The 16,306-nt window shown below is 68.3% G+C and carries 16 protein-coding genes; 7 read left to right on the top strand and 9 right to left on the bottom strand.

Translation table 11 applies throughout. From position 1 onward, the window contains the following. Window positions 1-5: 5 nt before the first annotated feature. Window positions 6-1,310 carry a cation:proton antiporter gene (locus ACFRAH_RS04295; protein ID WP_377989683.1) on the bottom strand — a complete coding sequence of 435 codons (1,305 nt, stop codon included), beginning with the start codon at window positions 1,308-1,310 and terminating at the stop codon, window positions 6-8. A 197-nt stretch (window positions 1,311-1,507) separates the two neighbouring features. Here ACFRAH_RS04295 and ACFRAH_RS04290 point away from each other — a divergent pair, with 197 nt between their 5' ends. After that, entirely contained in the window at window positions 1,508-1,768 is a 261-nt protein-coding gene (locus tag ACFRAH_RS04290; protein WP_377989682.1) for a hypothetical protein, read from the top strand. Between the two features lie 108 nt (window positions 1,769-1,876). Here ACFRAH_RS04290 and ACFRAH_RS04285 read toward each other — a convergent pair whose 3' ends face one another. From ACFRAH_RS04285 to ACFRAH_RS04270, 4 genes are all read right to left on the bottom strand, one after another. Beyond that, window positions 1,877-2,113 (bottom strand): hypothetical protein, encoded by a 237-nt coding sequence (locus ACFRAH_RS04285; RefSeq protein WP_377989681.1) that lies wholly within the window; start codon window positions 2,111-2,113, stop codon window positions 1,877-1,879. A gap of 162 nt (window positions 2,114-2,275) precedes the next feature. After that, complete coding sequence (gene hutH / locus ACFRAH_RS04280; protein ID WP_377989680.1) at window positions 2,276-3,868, bottom strand: histidine ammonia-lyase; 1,593 nt, start codon at window positions 3,866-3,868, stop codon at window positions 2,276-2,278. Then, on the bottom strand, window positions 3,865-5,613 hold the full coding sequence (locus tag ACFRAH_RS04275) for a urocanate hydratase (RefSeq protein ID WP_377989679.1): 1,749 nt from the start codon (window positions 5,611-5,613) through the stop codon (window positions 3,865-3,867). Before ACFRAH_RS04275 ends, hutH begins: the two co-directional genes overlap by 4 nt. 183 nt (window positions 5,614-5,796) lie before the next feature. Further along, complete coding sequence (locus tag ACFRAH_RS04270) at window positions 5,797-6,621, bottom strand: IclR family transcriptional regulator (protein WP_377989678.1); 825 nt, start codon at window positions 6,619-6,621, stop codon at window positions 5,797-5,799. Window positions 6,622-6,812: 191 nt separating this feature from the next. Between ACFRAH_RS04270 and ACFRAH_RS04265 the strand changes: the two genes are divergently transcribed. The 5 genes from ACFRAH_RS04265 (at window position 6,813) to ACFRAH_RS04245 (ending at window position 10,352) form a co-directional block, all read left to right on the top strand. Then, complete coding sequence (locus tag ACFRAH_RS04265) at window positions 6,813-7,292, top strand: SDR family NAD(P)-dependent oxidoreductase (protein WP_377989677.1); 480 nt, start codon at window positions 6,813-6,815, stop codon at window positions 7,290-7,292. A 73-nt stretch (window positions 7,293-7,365) separates the two neighbouring features. Further along, on the top strand, window positions 7,366-8,889 hold the full coding sequence (locus ACFRAH_RS04260; protein WP_377989676.1) for an amino acid permease: 1,524 nt from the start codon (window positions 7,366-7,368) through the stop codon (window positions 8,887-8,889). A gap of 257 nt (window positions 8,890-9,146) precedes the next feature. After that, a complete protein-coding gene (locus ACFRAH_RS04255; RefSeq protein ID WP_377989675.1) occupies window positions 9,147-9,401 on the top strand; it encodes a hypothetical protein in 255 nt (84 codons plus the stop codon). A gap of 47 nt (window positions 9,402-9,448) precedes the next feature. Then, window positions 9,449-9,670, top strand: coding sequence for a helix-turn-helix domain-containing protein (locus ACFRAH_RS04250; protein WP_377989674.1), 222 nt, complete (start codon window positions 9,449-9,451; stop codon window positions 9,668-9,670). Window positions 9,671-9,716: 46 nt separating this feature from the next. After that, window positions 9,717-10,352, top strand: coding sequence for a LysE family translocator (locus tag ACFRAH_RS04245; protein ID WP_377989673.1), 636 nt, complete (start codon window positions 9,717-9,719; stop codon window positions 10,350-10,352). 19 nt (window positions 10,353-10,371) lie between these two features. Here the strand turns inward: ACFRAH_RS04245 and ACFRAH_RS04240 are convergent, their stop codons facing one another. Beyond that, window positions 10,372-11,121: a 3-hydroxybutyrate dehydrogenase gene (locus ACFRAH_RS04240; protein ID WP_377989808.1), complete on the bottom strand. Its 750-nt coding sequence runs from the start codon at window positions 11,119-11,121 to the stop codon at window positions 10,372-10,374. A gap of 169 nt (window positions 11,122-11,290) precedes the next feature. Between ACFRAH_RS04240 and ACFRAH_RS04235 the strand changes: the two genes are divergently transcribed. After that, window positions 11,291-12,208: a LysR family transcriptional regulator gene (locus ACFRAH_RS04235; RefSeq protein ID WP_377989672.1), complete on the top strand. Its 918-nt coding sequence runs from the start codon at window positions 11,291-11,293 to the stop codon at window positions 12,206-12,208. On the opposite strand, the gene ACFRAH_RS04230 is transcribed toward ACFRAH_RS04235, so the two are convergent. From ACFRAH_RS04230 to ACFRAH_RS04220, 3 genes are all read right to left on the bottom strand, one after another. After that, entirely contained in the window at window positions 12,194-13,195 is a 1,002-nt protein-coding gene (locus ACFRAH_RS04230) for a spermidine synthase (protein WP_377989671.1), read from the bottom strand. The genes ACFRAH_RS04235 and ACFRAH_RS04230 overlap by 15 nt on opposite strands. 77 nt (window positions 13,196-13,272) lie before the next feature. Then, complete coding sequence (rfaE2, locus tag ACFRAH_RS04225; protein WP_377989670.1) at window positions 13,273-14,844, bottom strand: D-glycero-beta-D-manno-heptose 1-phosphate adenylyltransferase; 1,572 nt, start codon at window positions 14,842-14,844, stop codon at window positions 13,273-13,275. After that, entirely contained in the window at window positions 14,841-16,301 is a 1,461-nt protein-coding gene (locus ACFRAH_RS04220) for an aldehyde dehydrogenase family protein (protein WP_377989669.1), read from the bottom strand. The genes rfaE2 and ACFRAH_RS04220 overlap by 4 nt, the downstream gene beginning before the upstream one ends. Between the last annotated feature and the right edge of the window lie 5 nt (window positions 16,302-16,306).

Here is a 16,306-nt window from a genome sequence, read left to right as displayed (position 1 = left end):
GCAGGTCAGACCGGGGTGTGCGGAGCCTTTCCCTCATCACCGAATTTCTCCGCCGCCCTGCGTTCGCGGAGCCGGTCCAGGCGCTTCATGACCGGCGCTGTGGTGACCCCGTGCAGCACCACAGACGCCGCCACGACGAGCCCGATGATGCTCCACAGGCGCTCCGCCTGGTCCCCGAAGCCGCCCTGCCCCAGCGCGTAGGCAAGGTAGTACAGCGACCCGATGCCCCGGATGCCAAAGAAGGAAATCGCGATCCGCTCCCGGGGACCGGTCTTGCCCCGGGCCAGCGCCAGCCAGCCGGACAGCGGACGGACCAGGATCAGGAACGCCAGTGCCACGCCCACCTCGGCCCAGCCGATGCCCGCCAGCAGGCCCCGCGCGATCGCTCCGCCCAGGAGGACCAGGATGACTAGTGTCAGTAGCCGCTCGAGCTGTTCCACGTAGGAGTGAAGAATGCGGTGGTAGCCGTGCGTGCGCTCGGCCGCCCTGATGGTGACGGCGCAGACGAACACGGCGACGAAGCCGTAGCCTGCGACCATCTGGGTCAAGCCGTAGGCCAGGAAGGTGGCGGCCAGCGCAACGAAGCCTTCGGAATGGTTGGACAGCCGGATGCTGTCGTGCCGGGCGGAGAAGAAGAGCCGGGCGAGCGCCTTGCCCGTGCCGTAGCCCAGCAGCACGCCCATTCCGATGCGCCACAGGACGTCCACGCCGAACCACTCCGGAAACCAGGCCGACGGCGCCGTCCCCACGAGGCTCATGGCAATGGCCAGGTACACAAAGGGAAAGGCCAGCCCGTCATTCAGCCCCGCCTCCGAGGTCAGGGCGAACCTGACCTCGTCCTCCTGGTCGGTGCCCTCCTCCTCGTCGGCCGGTTCGCCGACCTGCACTTCGGAGGCGAGGACCGGATCCGTCGGTGCCAGGGCGGCGGCCACAAGGAGAGCGGCGGCGAGTCCCAGTCCCAGCAGCCACAGGCCCAGGAGCGTGAGGCCAAGTATGCACAGCGGCATGGCAATGCAGAGCATCCGCCACGTGGTGGCCCAGCTCCGCCGGCCGACCGAACGGTCCAGCGCCAGCCCGGCACCCATCAGGGAGACGATCACGCAGACCTCGGTCAGGTGCAGCGTCAGGTCCGGGTAGGTGAGGGGGCTGGGGTCGGGAAGATCCCTGAGCAGGCCGAAGGCGGCGGCCCCGGCACCAAGGAACACCATCGGCATTGAAACGGGCACGTTCCGGAGTGCTTTGGGCAGAATGGCGGCAACAAACACGGCCACCCCCGCCGCGGCGAACAGGATGCTGGCAGCTTCAAACACGGTAGCCTCCACGTTGGCCTTCCGGACCTGACCAACACTATCGGCCTGGCCGCGCGTCGGGGAGGGCAGGCGGACGCCGGGTACCGCCGCTCGAGGAACCAGTCATAAACGGCGGCAAATGCCAGTCGTCTGACCTTTGCACCCGTTCCCGGTAGAATGGGCTACTCCCCCCGGCAAGAAACACAGAAAGTCAGTACATGAGCACAGCAACCATGGAGCGCCCAACCGCTCCTACGAGCGCGACTCGCTCCGCGGATGCCCGGTCCATCGACCTGGCATTCACCAGCGCCGACCAGGTCCATGACGGTCTGGAAAACGCCGTGGAGACGCTGATCGCCACGGCTGCCCTTGAGGGCACCTGCGGCATCAAGGTCACGCGCCTTAAGCCAGGCCGTTACACGGTGGCCCTCGACGAGTCTGTTCCCTTCGGTGAAACACACGAGGACATCGCGGCCTAACACGCGAAAAAGCCCCCGATCCTGGACTCATGCCGGCCGTCAGGCCGGATGATCCAAGGTCGGGGGCTTTTTATTTCACGCTCTTCCGCGCTGCTTGAGCCAGCCGGGCTACGTCCGGCGCACCTGCACGCCATCGGACTTCATGAAGAGCTGGGACTCATGCGCTCCGCCGGAGACGAGCCACAACACGTTTCCGCTCCGTGAGACTTCCTCCACCTCGCCTGCAGCAATAACGTGCGCATGCTTGATGATCTCAACCCGCTCGCCCACATGCAGCGATCCCCAGTCGGAAACCGTTGCTGCGTGTGCGATACGTCTGGACAGGACTGCCCCGCGTGCTTTCATTTGAACTTCTACCCCTTTGTGGATGTTCTTACGCCACAGCCTCTTTGATGTGACTTTCACTACACCTTTAGTTCTACTACACTCGCAGGCCTCTTTCCGGCGCATTGCAGAGTATTTCGGCACCGCCGGCAATTACTTGCCGGCGGTGCAGATTGTTCACCCTCAGGCGAGGTTTCCGACGGCGGATTCGGCTGCCGTCCGCACCGCGCCGGAAGCTACGAACCGGTCGGCCGCTTCAAGCTCGGGTGAGAGGAACCTGTCCGTGCCGGGACCGCCGACGACGGTCCGCAGCGCTTCGAGCACGGCCGCGCCTGCGGGGCCGGGTGTCAGCTCACCGCCGGAAAGCTGCGTGCGCAGGTCAATCGCCCGTGCCGATGTCACGAGTTCGATCGCGAGCACGCGGCGCAGGTTCTCCACGGCCTTCCGGAGCTTGCGGGCCGCGTGCCAGCCCATGGACACGTGGTCCTCCTGCATGGCGGAGCTCGGGATGGAGTCGACGGACGCCGGGACCGCAAGCCGCTTGTTGTCCGAGACAAGCCCGGCCTGCGTGTACTGGGCGATCATCAGGCCCGAGTCCACGCCCGGGTCAGCGGCCAGGAACGCCGGCAGGCCATGGGACCGGGCCGGGTCCAGCATGCGGTCCGTCCGCCGTTCGGCGATGGAGCTGAGGTCGGCGACGGCGATCGCCAGGTAGTCCAGCACGTACGCCACCGGGGCGCCGTGGAAGTTGCCGTTGGAGCTGACCCGGCCGTCGGGCAGGACCACGGGGTTGTCGATGGCGGCCGCAAGTTCGCGGGAAGCGACCAGTTCGGCGTGGTCCACGGTATCCCGGACGGCGCCGGCAACCTGCGGCGCGCAGCGCAGTGAGTACGCGTCCTGGACGCGGGAGTCGCCCACACGGTGTGAGGCCACGATCGCCGAGTCGGACAGCACGCGGAGCATGTTGTCCGCGCTGGCGGCCTGGCCCGGGTGCGGCCGCAGTGCGGCGTGCAGCTCGGGCAGGAACACCTGGTCGGTGCCGAGCAGCGCCTCCACGCTGAGCGCAGCGGTGATGTCCGCCGTCGTAAGCAGTTGCCGCAGGTCTGCAATGGCCATGAGGAGCATGCCCAGCATGCCCTCGGTGCCGTTGACCAGTGCCAGCCCTTCCTTCTCGGCCAGGGTCACGGGCTCGATGCCGTGCGCGGCGAGGAGTTCGGCGACTGTCCCCTGGCCGGCGCCGCCGTAGAGCTCGCCGTCGGGGCCGGTGGCTTCGCCTTCGCCCATGAGGACCAGGGCGCAGTGCGACAGCGGCGCGAGGTCGCCGGAGCAGCCCAGCGAACCGAATTCCCGGACCACTGGGGTGATGCCGGCGTTGAGCACGTCCACCATGGTTTGCAGGACTACGGGGCGGACGCCGGTGCGGCCGGAGGCGAGGGTCTTGGCGCGCAGGAACATGATGCCGCGGACAACCTCGCGTTCCACCGCTGGCCCCATCCCGGCGGCGTGGCTGCGGATCAGCGACTTCTGCAGCTGGGTGCGCAGCTCGCCGGGAATGTGGCGGTTGGCCAGCGCGCCAAAGCCGGTGGAGATGCCGTAGGCGGGCACGTCACTGTGGGCCAGTTCGTCGATGTGCGCACGGACTTTGGCGACGGTGTCCAGGGCTTCCTGGGAGATGGTCACCTTGGCGTCGTAGCGTGCGACGGCGACGACGTCCTCGGGCGTGACACCGCTGGCACCGAGGGTAACGGTGAGCGGTTCGTGGGTAATCGTGGTCACTTTGTGGTTCCTTCGTTCATGGGGATGCGGACGCCGCGTTCCTTGGCGACGTCGACGGCGCGGTCGTAGCCGGCGTCGACGTGGCGGATGACGCCCATGCCGGGGTCGTTGGTGAGGAGCCGCTCGAGCTTCTCGGCAGCGAGGTCGGTGCCGTCGGCGACGGAGACCTGGCCGGCGTGGATGGAACGGCCGATGCCCACTCCGCCGCCGTGGTGGATCGAGACCCAGGTGGCGCCGGATGAGGTGTTGATCAGGGCGTTGAGCAGCGGCCAGTCGGCGATGGCGTCGGAGCCGTCGGCCATGGCCTCGGTCTCGCGGTACGGGGAGGCGACGGAGCCGGAGTCCAGGTGGTCGCGGCCGATCACGATGGGGGCCTTGACCTTGCCTTCCTTGACGAGCTGGTTGAAGAGCAGGCCGGCCTTGGCACGTTCGCCGTAGCCCAGCCAGCAGATGCGGGCCGGCAGGCCTTCGAACTCGACGCGCTCCTGGGCGGCGTCGATCCACTTGTGCAGGTGCTTGTTCTCCGGGAACAGCTCCTTGATGGCTTCGTCGGTGACGCGGATGTCTTCCGGGTCGCCGGACAGTGCGACCCAGCGGAACGGGCCGAGGCCCTCGCAGAACAGCGGGCGGATGTAGGCCGGAACGAAGCCGGGGAACTCGAAGGCCCGGCTGTAGCCGCCCTTGCGGGCTTCATCGCGGATGGAGTTGCCGTAGTCGAAGACCTCGGCGCCGGCGTCCTGGAATTCGACCATGGCCTGGACGTGCTTGGCCATGGAAGCCTGGGCCTTCTTGGTGAAGCCTTCGGGGTCGGCTTCTGCCTCGCGGTGCCATTCGTCCACCGAGATGCCCTCGGGCAGGTAGCTCAGGGGGTCGTGGGCGGAGGTCTGGTCGGTGACGACGTCGATGGTCAGCTCGCCGGCCGTGTGGCGGCGGAGCAGCTCGGGGAAGACCTCGGCTGCGTTGCCCACGTAGCCCACGGACCAGCCGCGGCGCTCTTCCTTGGCCTTCTGGACCTTGGCAACGGCGGTGTCCAGGTCGGTCTCGACCTCGTCCAGGTAGCGCTTGCCGGCGCGGCGGCGCAGGCGGGACTCGTCGACGTCGACAATCAGGCAGGCGCCGTCGTTCAGGGTGACGGCGAGCGGCTGGGCGCCGCCCATGCCGCCGCAGCCGCCGGTCAGCGTCAGGGTGCCGGCCAGCGGGCCCTCGGTGGAGCCTTCAGCGGCAGGAGCCGGTTGGCGGACAGCATCTTGCCTGGCGGCCGTCAGCTTATTTCCGACGGCGGCGAAGGTTTCGAAGGTGCCCTGCAGGATGCCCTGGGTGCCGATGTAGATCCAGGACCCGGCGGTCATCTGGCCGTACATCATCAGGCCCTCGGCCTCGAGCCGGCGGAACTCGGGCCAGTTCGCCCAGTCGCCCACGAGGTTGGAGTTGGCCAGCAGGACGCGCGGGGCCCATTCGTGGGTGCGGAAGACGCCGACCGGCTTGCCGGACTGGACCAGGAGGGTCTCGTCCTTTTCCATGGTTTCCAGAGTGCGGGTGATGGCGTCGAACGCGGCCCAGCTGCGGACGGCGCGGCCGGTGCCACCGTAGACCACCAGGTCATCGGGGCGCTCGGCAACCTCGGGGTCGAGGTTGTTCATCAGCATGCGCAGGGGCGCCTCGGTCTGCCAGGACTTGGCGGTGAGCTCGGTGCCGCGGGCTGCTTTGACCGGGCGGGCACCGGTGGTGAAATCGGCGGGTGCCATGGTGGCTCCTTCGTGTTGCGGAAATGTGGTGGACCGTTGTTGCGTGTTGAGGGGTTTTTGGTTGAGCGGGAAGTGCTTCTGTATCAACTAAAGCCCCTCCAGGCCGGGTCAGACAGGGGTTTCCAGCGGGTGCTGTCCGGTATCCCAGACGTGCCCGGCCACCCTGAATGCACCGGGCGGCGGCTACTTGGCCGGGCGGCCGTGGATGCGCACCGAGAGCTCGTCGGCGACCTTTTGCACCCGGGCGGCGAGCACCGGCCACTGGTCCTCGGGCAGTTTGTCCTCCAGGAACGTGACGGCGACGGCCGCCGTCGGCCATCCCAGGTGATCCGTGACAGCGGCGGCGATGGAGCCAAAGCCCGGTGTCACCTCGCCGTGTTCCGTGGCGTAGCCGCGCTGCCGCACCTGGTCCAGGTGCGAGGACAGCGCCGAGTACTTCATGATGGCGCCCTCCACCTCGTGCCTTGCCGTGAAGGCGGCGGCGTTCGGATACAGGGCGCGGACCTGGGATTTCGGCAGCGCGGCAAGGATGGCGCGGCCGCTGGCGGTGAGGTGGCTCGGCAGCCGGACACCGACGTCGGTCACCAGGGACGGCCGGTTCTTGGCCCGCTCCTCCACGATGTACAGCACGTCCCGGCCGTGCAGGACTGCCAGGTGCGCGCTTTCGCCAAGGACGTCCACGAGGGATGCCAGCATCGGCCGCCCGAGCCGGGACAGCGGCTCCTGCCTCGAATAAGCGGAACTGAGCTCGAAGGCGCTGATGCCCAGTCCGTAGCGCTGCTCCTCATGCAGGTGCAGGACAAAGCCGTTCGCCTCCATCACGCCCAGGAGGTGGTAGACACTTGAGCGCGGCAGCCCCAGCGCCGTGGCAATGTTCGACGCCGCCATCGGCCCCCGCCTGGAAGCCAACAGTTTGAGGATCCGCAGGGTGTTTTCGGCCGCCGGGACTTTCGCTTTGGCCGCTGGTTCCGGCCGCCTTGCCGCCGCTGCGGTCATGGTGCCTGCCATGTGCCCTCCAGGCCTCGTTGGTGACTGTGTTTTCGGATCTCGCCGGATCGGTGTCCGGTATCCCGTACTTAAGCTTGCGCTAGTTCCGGCGTCCCCTGCTGGCCCTGGCACCCGCATCTGTCTGGGGTACCGGACATTGGCCGCTTATGGCGATAATCCCGCTTTCCGCCGCACGGCGGTAGCGTTTGCGCATGGAATTTCCGCTGAAAGGCAAGGTAGCCCTGGTCGCCGGGGCCACGCGGGGCGCAGGACGCGGAACGGCCGTGGCCCTGGGTGAGGCCGGCGCGCTGGTCTACTGCACCGGGCGCACCACCAACGGCCGGACCTCCGACTATCGCCGCCCGGAAACCATCGATGAGACTGCGGCCATGGTGAGCGCGGCCGGCGGGACCGGCGTCGCAGTTGCCGTGGACCACCTCCACGCCACGGAGGTGGACGCGCTGGTCCGCCGCATCGACGGCGAGCATGGCCGGCTGGACATCCTGGTGAATGACATCTGGGGCGGCGAGAACCTCATCCAGTGGAACAAGCCCCTGTGGGAACACGACCTCGAGGGTGGCTGTTCTGCGGCGGTTCAGGCATGCCGGGGGCACAACTGTCCGTGCGCGCAGCTGCGACGCGCCCTGCCTGATGCCCCACAGTCTGAAATCAAAGACAGCAACAGCCCGTGAGTCTCATCACAGCCGCCTCCGGCATGGTCTGCTGGATAGCGATCCCCTCCCCAATGACGAGAAGGTATGTGGCATGCAACAAGCCCAAACAACTGATGAACTGGCACCGGAAAGCGGGGCAGGCACCTCTGCCGAAAGCACCTCCGCCGCCGGAACCGCACGCGCCGCCGTCGGAAGCGCCGTCGAAGGCGTCCTGAACCGCGGCCTGAACGTCCGCCACATCCGCTTCATGGCGCTGGGGTCCGCCATCGGCACCGGACTGTTCTACGGCTCCGCCTCGGCCATCCAGAAAGCCGGCCCGGCCGTGCTGTTCGCCTACATGATCGGCGGCGCCGCCGTGTTCATGGTGATGCGCGCCCTGGGGGAAATGGCCGTGCGGCACCCGGTCTCGGGGTCCTTCGGGCAGTACGCGAGCCGCTACCTTGGCCCGCTGGCAGGCTTCGTCACAGGCTGGACCTACGTCTTCGAAATGGCGATCGTCGCCATCGCCGACGTCACCGCGTTCAGCATCTATATGGGCTTCTGGTTCCCGGCCGTGGAACGTTGGGTCTGGATCCTGGCCATCATCTTCCTCCTCGCGGCGCTGAACCTGCTGAGCGTCAAGGTGTTCGGCGAACTCGAATTCTGGTTCACGCTGGTCAAGGTCTCAGCCATCATTGCCATGATCGCCGGCGGCGCAGCCATCCTGGCGTTCGGCTTCCAGAACGGCGACGCCTCGGCCGCCCCGGGCCTGGGCAACCTGGTGGAACACGGCGGCCTGTTTCCCAACGGCTTCGAAGGGCTTTTGGCCTCGTTCGCGGTGGTCATGTTCGCCTTCGGCGGCATTGAAACCATCGGCATCACCGCCGGCGAGGCAGCCGACCCCAAGAAGGTGATCCCCAAGGCCGTCAACACAGTGCCGGTCCGGGTCCTGCTCTTCTACGTGCTCACCCTCGGAGTGCTCATGAGTCTCTTCCCATGGAACGGGATCGGCAGCAACGGCAGCCCGTTCGTCCAGATCTTCAGCGGCCTGGGCATCCCCGCCGCGCCCCACATCCTCAACGCCGTGGTGATCACCGCCGCGCTCTCGGCCATCAACAGCGACATCTTCGGCGCCGGACGGATCCTCTTCGGCCTGGCCAAGCAGGGGCACGCACCGCAGAGCTTCGGACGTGTATCGCGGCATGGGGTGCCGTGGATGACGGTGGTGATGATGGCCGGAATCCTGCTCGTGGGAGTGGTGCTGAACGCGGTCATCCCCGAAGATGTCTTCCTGCTCATCGCCTCGATCGCAACATTTGCCACGGTCTGGGTGTGGGTCATGATTCTTGCCTCCCATGTGGCGATGAAACGCGAGATCGCGCGGAACGGCCTGCCGGCGTCGGAATTCCCCTCCCCGTGGTGGCCTGCCGCGTCCGTCCTCACCATCGGCTTCATGGGCCTGGTGATCGCGGTGCTTGGCTTCTTCGAGGACACCCGCGTGGCGCTCTATGTGGGGGCCGTGTGGCTGGGACTGCTGGTGGTCGCCTACCGGCTCTGGGTCAAAGGCAGCGGACGACGGCGGGCCCACCTTGAGGACGAGACCTCAGCGCTGCCGGTGGTGGCCAAAACTGAGTAGGATTCCGGCGAAAATGGCGCGCCAGGCTGGAATGGGCAAAAACAAGTAGTAAGAATGGAACAAGACAGGTACTTGGCATCTGTTACACGAGTGCCTGGTGTGATAAATGAGGTAGATGTTACTCGTGTGACGCATGTGATTCCTTCCTACAGTGGACTACACGGTGCCAGCCGGCTGGGGTTCTGACCCCCGATCGTGAACCGGACCCGCGCCGCCAGTGATTCGACGATTGGTCACACTGCGAAGGAGTGGTCCTCATGTTGGAAATCCAAGCCGGGGCGCCGGCACAAACTGCTCAGTCCGGGCGGTTACCCGGCATTCTGGCCCAGACCCTGCGGCGGGCCCGCACGGCCGCCGTTCCCTACAAAGTCGGTGACGTCCTGGTGGGCGACGATCCCTTCAACGGCAGGCGTGAGGGCACCGTGGTGGTCAAGAACGGCCGGTCGATCGGGATCCGTTCCTCGGACCGGGTGTACTTCTACGACCACCGGCAACTGAGGCGGCCGGACTAGGCGGGTCATCCCGCCAGTCCAGCCGACCACCAACAGGAGCCGATCCCATGTCCATCGCCAACCTGCCTGCCTCGTACCTCACGATTGCCGAGGTCGCCGCGGCCTTGCGCCTCTCGAAAATGACCGTTTACCGGATGGTCCGGGCCGGGACGCTGGCGGCGGACCGGTTCGGCAAGTCCTACCGCGTGCCGGAGTCGGCCGTGGAGGAGTACATCCGGGCCTCAGGCAACCCGGCTGCGGAAAGCCCTTCGGGCGCTGCCGCGGATTGAGTCACAGACTCTGGCTGGCCGGCGGCCACCGGCGTTACGATCAGGCATGCTCCCGCTGCAGAATCTGCTGGCCTTTGCCCTGGTCTCCGCACTGCTGATCGCCGTCCCCGGCCCAAGCGTCCTGTTCGTCATCGGACGGTCGCTGGCGCTGGGGCGGCGGGGTGGCCTGCTCAGCGTCCTCGGCAATGCTGCCGGGGAACTCGTGCAGATCGCAGGTGTGGCCCTGGGACTCGGCGTGGTGCTGGCCGAGTCGGTGCTGCTGTTCACCGTGGTGAAGTTTGCCGGCGCGGCCTACCTCGTTTATCTGGGAATCCAGGCGGTGCTGCACCGCCGTGGCGGCCATGCAGGCCCCGATCCGTCCCGGCCCGCGACCACCCGGCGGATTCTGCGCGAAGGCTTCATTGTCGGCGCCACGAATCCAAAGTCCGTGGTGTTCTTCGTGGCGGTCCTCCCCCAGTTCGTGGACCACTCCGCCGGCGCCATCCCGGCGCAACTGGCCCTGCTTGGTGCCACCTTCCTGGCCATCGCACTGGTCTCGGACAGCGTCTGGGCACTCGCCGCGGGAACCGCCCGGCAGTGGTTTGCCCGCTCACCCCGCCGGGTGGCAGCTGTCACGACTACCGGCGGGGTGATGATGATCGGCCTCGGCGGCACCCTGGCCCTGACGGGCTCGAAGAGCTGACACGAAGGGACCCGCGGTACTAGCGGGCCGACCAGCCTCCGTCCATTGTGTAGCTGGCCCCGGTGACCATTCCGGCGGCGTCGGAGGACAGCCAGGCAACCAGCGCGGCCACCTCCTCCGGCTCCACCAGCCGCTTCACCGCGGACTCGGTCAGCATCACCTTCGCCAGGACCTCCGACTCCGGAATCCCGTGGACACGCGCCTGGTCCGCCACCTGCTTCTCCACCAGCGGCGTCCGGACATAGCCGGGATTGACGCAGTTGGATGTGACGCCGTGCTCGCCGCCCTCAAGCGCCGTCACCTTGCTCAGCCCCTCAAGGCCGTGTTTCGCCGAGACGTAGGCGCTCTTGAACGGGGACGCCCGGAGGCCGTGCACCGATGACAGGTTGATGATGCGCCCGAAGCCGTTGGCGTACATGTGCGGCAGCGCGGCGCGGATCAGCAGGAAGGGTGCCTCGAGCATGAGCGCCAGGATCCGCCGGAACGCGACGGGATCGAACTCCTCGATGGGGCTGATGCGCTGAATGCCCGCGTTGTTCACCAGGATGTCGCAGTCCAGGCTCAGGGCGGCCAGCGCCTCGACGTCCAGGAGGTCGACGGCCCAGGACGTGCCGCCCACCTCATCGGCGAGAGCCGCGGCGCCGGCTTCGTCGACGTCGGCCACCACCACCTTGGCTCCCCTGGCGGCCAGTTCCCGGACGCACGCCGCGCCGATGCCGCTGGCACCACCGGTGACCAGGGCCTTGCGGCCGTTCAGGTTCTTTTCCACGTCCGGACCTTGTGCGTCCACAGTCTGCTCCTCCAAGTGTCCACGTTGACACGTGCCGCAAGCCATTCACTTCGAACACGTGCAGCACTTCCAATTCACCCGAGTATTCCTGCAGAAGTAGCGCGGTTCAATGACCAATGAGGCACTGGATTCGTGCAAAATTGCACATATGGATGCCAACCCGGACGACCTGCTGGTGCTGCTCGCCGTCTCCCGCTCGGCTAAATTCACCACAGCCGCCCAGGTCCTGGGCCTGAACCACACCACCGTTTCACGCCGGATCGCCGCACTGGAAAAGGCGCTGGGCGGCCGCGTCCTGGCCCGTGCCTCCGGGGGCTGGGAGCTGACCGAGCTCGGCGCCCAGGCCGTGCTGGTGGCGGAGCAGGTGGAGACTGCGGTGAGTACGCTGGGACCGTCCGGCCGCGCGCCTGACCCGATCACCGGCGTCGTACGCATGACGGCGACCGACGGCTTCAGCGCGTACATCGCCGCTCCGGCGGTGGCACGGCTGAGGAGGGACCACCCGGGGCTCAGCGTGGAGATCGTCACCGTCACCCGCCGGGCGCTCCAGCAGCGCTCGGGGCTGGACATCGAAGTGGTGGTTGGCGAGCCGCAGGTGCACCGCGCCGAAGCGTTCCGGCTGGGCGAGTACGAGCTGGGGATGTACGCCTCCCGCTCGTACATCGAGGCCAATGGGATGCCGGAATCGGTGGAGGCCCTGACCTCCCACCCGCTCGTATACTTCGTGGATTCCATGCTGCAGGTGGACGATCTTGATGCTCCGCGGCGGCTGGTGCCGGCAATGCGCGACGGCGTCAGCTCCACCAACGTTTTCGTGCACGTCGAGGCCACCCGGGCCGGTGCCGGGGTGGGGTTCCTCCCCTGCTTTATGGCCGACCGGCATGCCGACCTGGTGCGCCTGCTGCCCGGAAAAATCGCCGAGCGGCTGCCCTACTGGATGGTCCTGCGTCCCGACTCGATGCGCCGGCCGGCCGTCGCTGCCGTGGTGTCGGCGCTGCGCGAGCAGACCACGGCGCACCGGGAGTGGCTGCTGGGGCAGGGACGCGGCAGCTCAGCCGCTGAATGACGGCGCGGGCCCGGATTCGGCGGCGGGCGCGGCTTCCGTCCGGGGCTTGGTGTCTGTGCGCGGCCGGGGGTCGTGCCGCACCTGGGCTCCGGCGGCGAAGGCCCGGACCTTGGCGTCGTTCCAGATGTGCGCCGGCACCGCCCCGCCGAGGAGCCGCCGCGCGAGCTGGGGATCGTCGTCGAACGGTTCGTCGCTGCCGGCCATCACCATGTTGCCGTAGCGGCGCCCCTTCAGCATGGCCGGGTCCGCGATGATGATGGTGTGCTTGAACGCGGCCGCGATGGTGGCAGCGTCCTCCCGGGCATTCTTCAGGTCCGGCCCGTCCCCCGAATTCACCACGTAGATCCCGCCAGGGGCGAGCACACGGCGGACGTGCCCGTTGAACTCGGCTGTGGTCAGCGGAACGGGCGTCACCGCGCCGGCGAACACGTCCCGGATGATGAAGTCGCGGGTGTCCGGGGTGAGGGTCTCCGTCACGGCGCGGGCTTCCCCGACGCGCAGCCGGAGCAGCGGGGCCTTGGGCAGGTCGAACCAGCCGCGGACGTACTCCGCCAGCTTCCCGTCCAGTTCCACCACCACCTGCCGGGCATCCGGGTAGGCGGCATGAAAATACCGGGCCAGCGAGCACGCTCCGCCGCCCAGGTGCAGGCCCCGCAGCCTGGGCCTGGTCGCGGGCGCCCAGCGGGACTCGATGAGGGCGGACATCCAGCGCATGTACTCGAAGTCGAGGAACAGCGGATCCGCAAGGTCGATGTGCGAGCTCATCACGCCGTTGATGCGCAGCAGCCAGCCGGTGGAGTTGTCCTGGTCGGCGATGAGCTCACAGTCGCCGGTGTCGATGTAATAGACGCCCTCAACTGGGCCTTCTGGACGCGCTCCGCCGGGAGTTTCCAGCACGTCGGAGGCCGTTGCCGCGCCCTTCCTGCCGCCTGATTTGCCGCCCGCTTTGGAACCTGGCTTCCCGCCTGACTTGGTGCGCCGTGCCATCAGTTCTCCGCCGCTTCCGTCATGCCTTTAAGCCTAGTTGACCGCAGGCGGCCGGCGGCCGCCCCTCCGGACGCCGGCTACCCCTCCGCCACCGGCGCACCTTCGCCGTTGCGGATGCGCTGGACCATGGCCGTGGTGGAGCGCTCGGCCACGTAGTCGAGGATGGTGACTGTGCCGCCATAGGCCTCCACGGCCCCGGTTTCGGCCAGCATCTCCGGCGTGTAGTCCCCGCCCTTGGCGTAGATCTCCGGGCGCAGCTGTTCGATCAGGGGGATCGGCGTCGGCGTGTCAAAAACCGTCACGTAGTCCACGCAGCTCAGGGCGGCGATCACTGCGGCCCGGTCCGCCACGCTGTTGATGGGGCGGTCCGGCCCCTTGAGCTTCCGCACGGAATCGTCACTGTTGAGCGCCACCACCAGGATGTCACCGAGCTGTTTGGCCTGGTTCAGGTAGCGGGTGTGCCCGCGGTGCAGCACATCAAAGCAGCCGTTGGTCAGCACCACGCGCTGGCCGTCGCTGCGGTGGGCGCGGATGTGCCGCTCCAGTTCATCAGCCGCCAGGGCGGTGTCCGCGAAGCTTTCCAGGTAGCGGCCCAGTTCATCCGTGCCGCACACCGACGTCCCCGGAAGGTGGACCACCACGTCCGCGGCTGCCTGCGCCAGGTCCATGCTTGCCGTCAGTGGCAGCGACGCGGCCCGCGCCAGGGTCAGCGCGGCGACAAATGTATCACCCGCGCCGGAGGCCTGCTTCTCGTTGGCGGGCCGTGCCCAGGTCCGGTGCGTGTTCCCCGCGGCGGGAATCAGGACGGTCCCGTCCCGGTCCAGCGTGACCACGACGGCGCGTGCCCCGGTCGCCTGCAGCAGCTCGCCGGCATGCTCGGTCACCACCGCCGCGCGTTCCGGTCCGGTGCCGAGCCGGAGGTCCAGCATCCTGCCCGCCTCCTGTGCGTTGGGCGTGACCAGGTCCGGCTCCAGTCCTGCCCAGGGCCGGGGATCGTGGGCGTCCACCACCACCAGGGTGTCCTCCCCGCGCCGGGCCAGGGTCTCGATGAGCCGGCTGCGGACCGGCTCGGCAAGGACTCCTGTTCCGTAGTCGCAGATCACCACCGCGTCCTGCTGTCCGACGGCGGCGGGAACCGCCGCCTCGAATGCCGCCAGTGCGCCGGGCGGGACAGTTGCCGCCGAGTCGTCGAAGCGCAGCAGCACCTGGCCGCCGCTGCTGATCCGGATTTTCGTGGTGGTGACCATGTCCGGGTGCCCGGCGAGCAGCGCGGTGTCCACACCGGCAGTGTCCAGCTGGCGCCTCAGTTCCGCGCCGGCGTCGTCCGTCCCGACGATTCCGGCCACGCTGACCCGGGCACCCAGGGCTGCCAGGTTCATGGCGGTGTTGGCGGCACCGCCGGGGGCGAAGTCCCGCCGGGCGATGTCCACCACGGGAGCCGGAGCCTCGCGGCACATCCTGTCGATCGTTCCGGTCCACCAGCCGTCGAGCATGAAGTCGCCCACCACCATGACGGCCAGGCGCTCCTCCGCCAGCCGGCGCGGAAGCCAGGCCGCAAGGCCCCGCTGTTCGGAAAGCGCCGGTTCGGAACGCTGCGGGCCGCCGTCGTCCCCGGCAACTCCCCCGGCGCCGGGTGCCGTGGCGGTCACGACTCTGCCCCGCCCTGCCCGGCGTCGGCAGAAGTGCCAGAGGAAGAGCCAACGGCAGGCGCCGCCGGCGGGGGCGCCGCAATGTGCACCACCTTGACCCGGGTGAATTCGTCCAGGAGCTCCGGCCCGTAGCCGAACCCGTGCCCGCTTTCGCCGCGGGGCTGCGCAGAGCCGCCGGGGGCACCGCCAAAGACCTCGTTGACCTTGACTGTCCCCACCGGCAGTGCGGCGACGGCCTGCTGGGCGTGGGCAATGCTTCCGGTCAGGACGGTGGCAGCCAGTCCGTAGCGGCCGGCGGCGGCGAGGGCGAGCCCGTCCTCGAAGCTGTCCACCACGCGCACCGGGGCCACGGGGCCGAACGTTTCCTCGGCCATGACGTCCATGGTGTCGGTGCACTCCACGAGGACGGTGGCCGGGTAGAAGGCGCCGGGTCCGTCCGGGACAGTCCCGCCTTCCACGGCCCGCGCCCCGAGTTCCAGCGCCTCGGCCACGTGCCGCTGGACGGCGTCCCGCATCCGGGTGTCCACCAGCGGAGCGAGCCGGTCTCCGCTGTTCCGGTCCCGGGCCTGTCCGGCGAGGGCCTGGCAGAACTCTTCGGCAATGGCGCGGTGGACGTAGATCCGCTCCACGGACGTGCAGATCTGGCCGCTGTTGCTGAAGGCCCCGATCGCCGCCTGCTCCGCTGCCCAGGCCGGATCCACGTCGGCGTCGACCAGCAACGGATCGTTGCCGCCGTTTTCCCTGATGACGTAGGCACCGGTCAGCACCGCGGCCCGCGCAATCCGGTCCCCCGTCCCGCTGGATCCGACGTGGGCGAACATGTCGACGTCGGGCTGCTGCGTGAGGAGGGTCCCGACGTCGGCCCCTCCGGTCAGCGTGACCAGCACGTTGGGCGGAAATAGCGGCGCCAGCGCCTCCCCCAGAAGCTGTCCCACGTGCGGGCAGCGGTCGCTTGGCTTGTGGATGGCGGTGTTCCCGGTGACCAGGGCTGCGCCGATAAGTCCGCAGGCAACCGCAACGGGATCGTTCCACGGCGTCAGCAGGACGGCCACGCCCCGGGGCTCGGCAACGGTGTAGTCGGCTGCCAGTGCATTGCCGCGCAGGCTGTGTCCCCGGTGCAGCGGTCCGAGTTCGGCGTACTGCTCCAGTGTGGACACGCCTGCCGCGATGCCGGCGAGGGCCTCTTCCACCGGGCGGCCCGTCTCCTGCGCGTTCAGTTCCGCCAGTTCTGCTGCCGCAGCCTCGAGCGCCGCGGCAGCGTGGCGCAGCAACTTGCCCCGCTCCGCCGGAGGCGTGGCCGCCCACCCTGGCTGGGCACCGCGGGCGGCCGCCACGGCTCCCGTCACATCCTCCGGCCCCGCGGCCGGGACGCTGCCAACCGTTTCCCCGGTTCTGGGATTCAGGATGGTCAGCACGTCTTCTGCATGGGCCAGGTGGTTGGCGATGGTCGATTGCATGTGGC

The sequence above is a fragment of the Arthrobacter sp. NPDC056727 genome, from assembly GCF_042790555.1.
In the GTDB taxonomy this organism is placed as follows: Bacteria; Actinomycetota; Actinomycetes; order Actinomycetales; family Micrococcaceae; genus Arthrobacter.
The sequence above is the reverse complement of the archived record's forward strand: the minus strand, read 5'-3'. Positions and strand labels throughout refer to the sequence as shown.

Bases quoted from the DNA above. Each gene is read 5' to 3' on its own strand.
- ACFRAH_RS04265 (WP_377989677.1), top strand. From the start codon at position 6,813: ATGGAATTTCCGCTGAAAGGCAAGGTAGCCCTGGTCGCCGGGGCCACG.
- ACFRAH_RS04275 (WP_377989679.1), bottom strand. From the start codon at position 5,613: ATGGCACCCGCCGATTTCACCACCGGTGCCCGCCCGGTCAAAGCAGCC.
- ACFRAH_RS04260 (WP_377989676.1), top strand. From the start codon at position 7,366: ATGCAACAAGCCCAAACAACTGATGAACTGGCACCGGAAAGCGGGGCA.
- ACFRAH_RS04250 (WP_377989674.1), top strand. From the start codon at position 9,449: ATGTCCATCGCCAACCTGCCTGCCTCGTACCTCACGATTGCCGAGGTC.
- ACFRAH_RS04290 (WP_377989682.1), top strand. From the start codon at position 1,508: ATGAGCACAGCAACCATGGAGCGCCCAACCGCTCCTACGAGCGCGACT.
- ACFRAH_RS04255 (WP_377989675.1), top strand. From the start codon at position 9,147: ATGTTGGAAATCCAAGCCGGGGCGCCGGCACAAACTGCTCAGTCCGGG.
- ACFRAH_RS04220 (WP_377989669.1), bottom strand. From the start codon at position 16,301: ATGCAATCGACCATCGCCAACCACCTGGCCCATGCAGAAGACGTGCTG.
- ACFRAH_RS04245 (WP_377989673.1), top strand. From the start codon at position 9,717: ATGCTCCCGCTGCAGAATCTGCTGGCCTTTGCCCTGGTCTCCGCACTG.
- ACFRAH_RS04270 (WP_377989678.1), bottom strand. From the start codon at position 6,621: ATGGCAGGCACCATGACCGCAGCGGCGGCAAGGCGGCCGGAACCAGCG.
- ACFRAH_RS04285 (WP_377989681.1), bottom strand. From the start codon at position 2,113: ATGAAAGCACGCGGGGCAGTCCTGTCCAGACGTATCGCACACGCAGCA.
- ACFRAH_RS04230 (WP_377989671.1), bottom strand. From the start codon at position 13,195: ATGGCACGGCGCACCAAGTCAGGCGGGAAGCCAGGTTCCAAAGCGGGC.
- ACFRAH_RS04235 (WP_377989672.1), top strand. From the start codon at position 11,291: ATGGATGCCAACCCGGACGACCTGCTGGTGCTGCTCGCCGTCTCCCGC.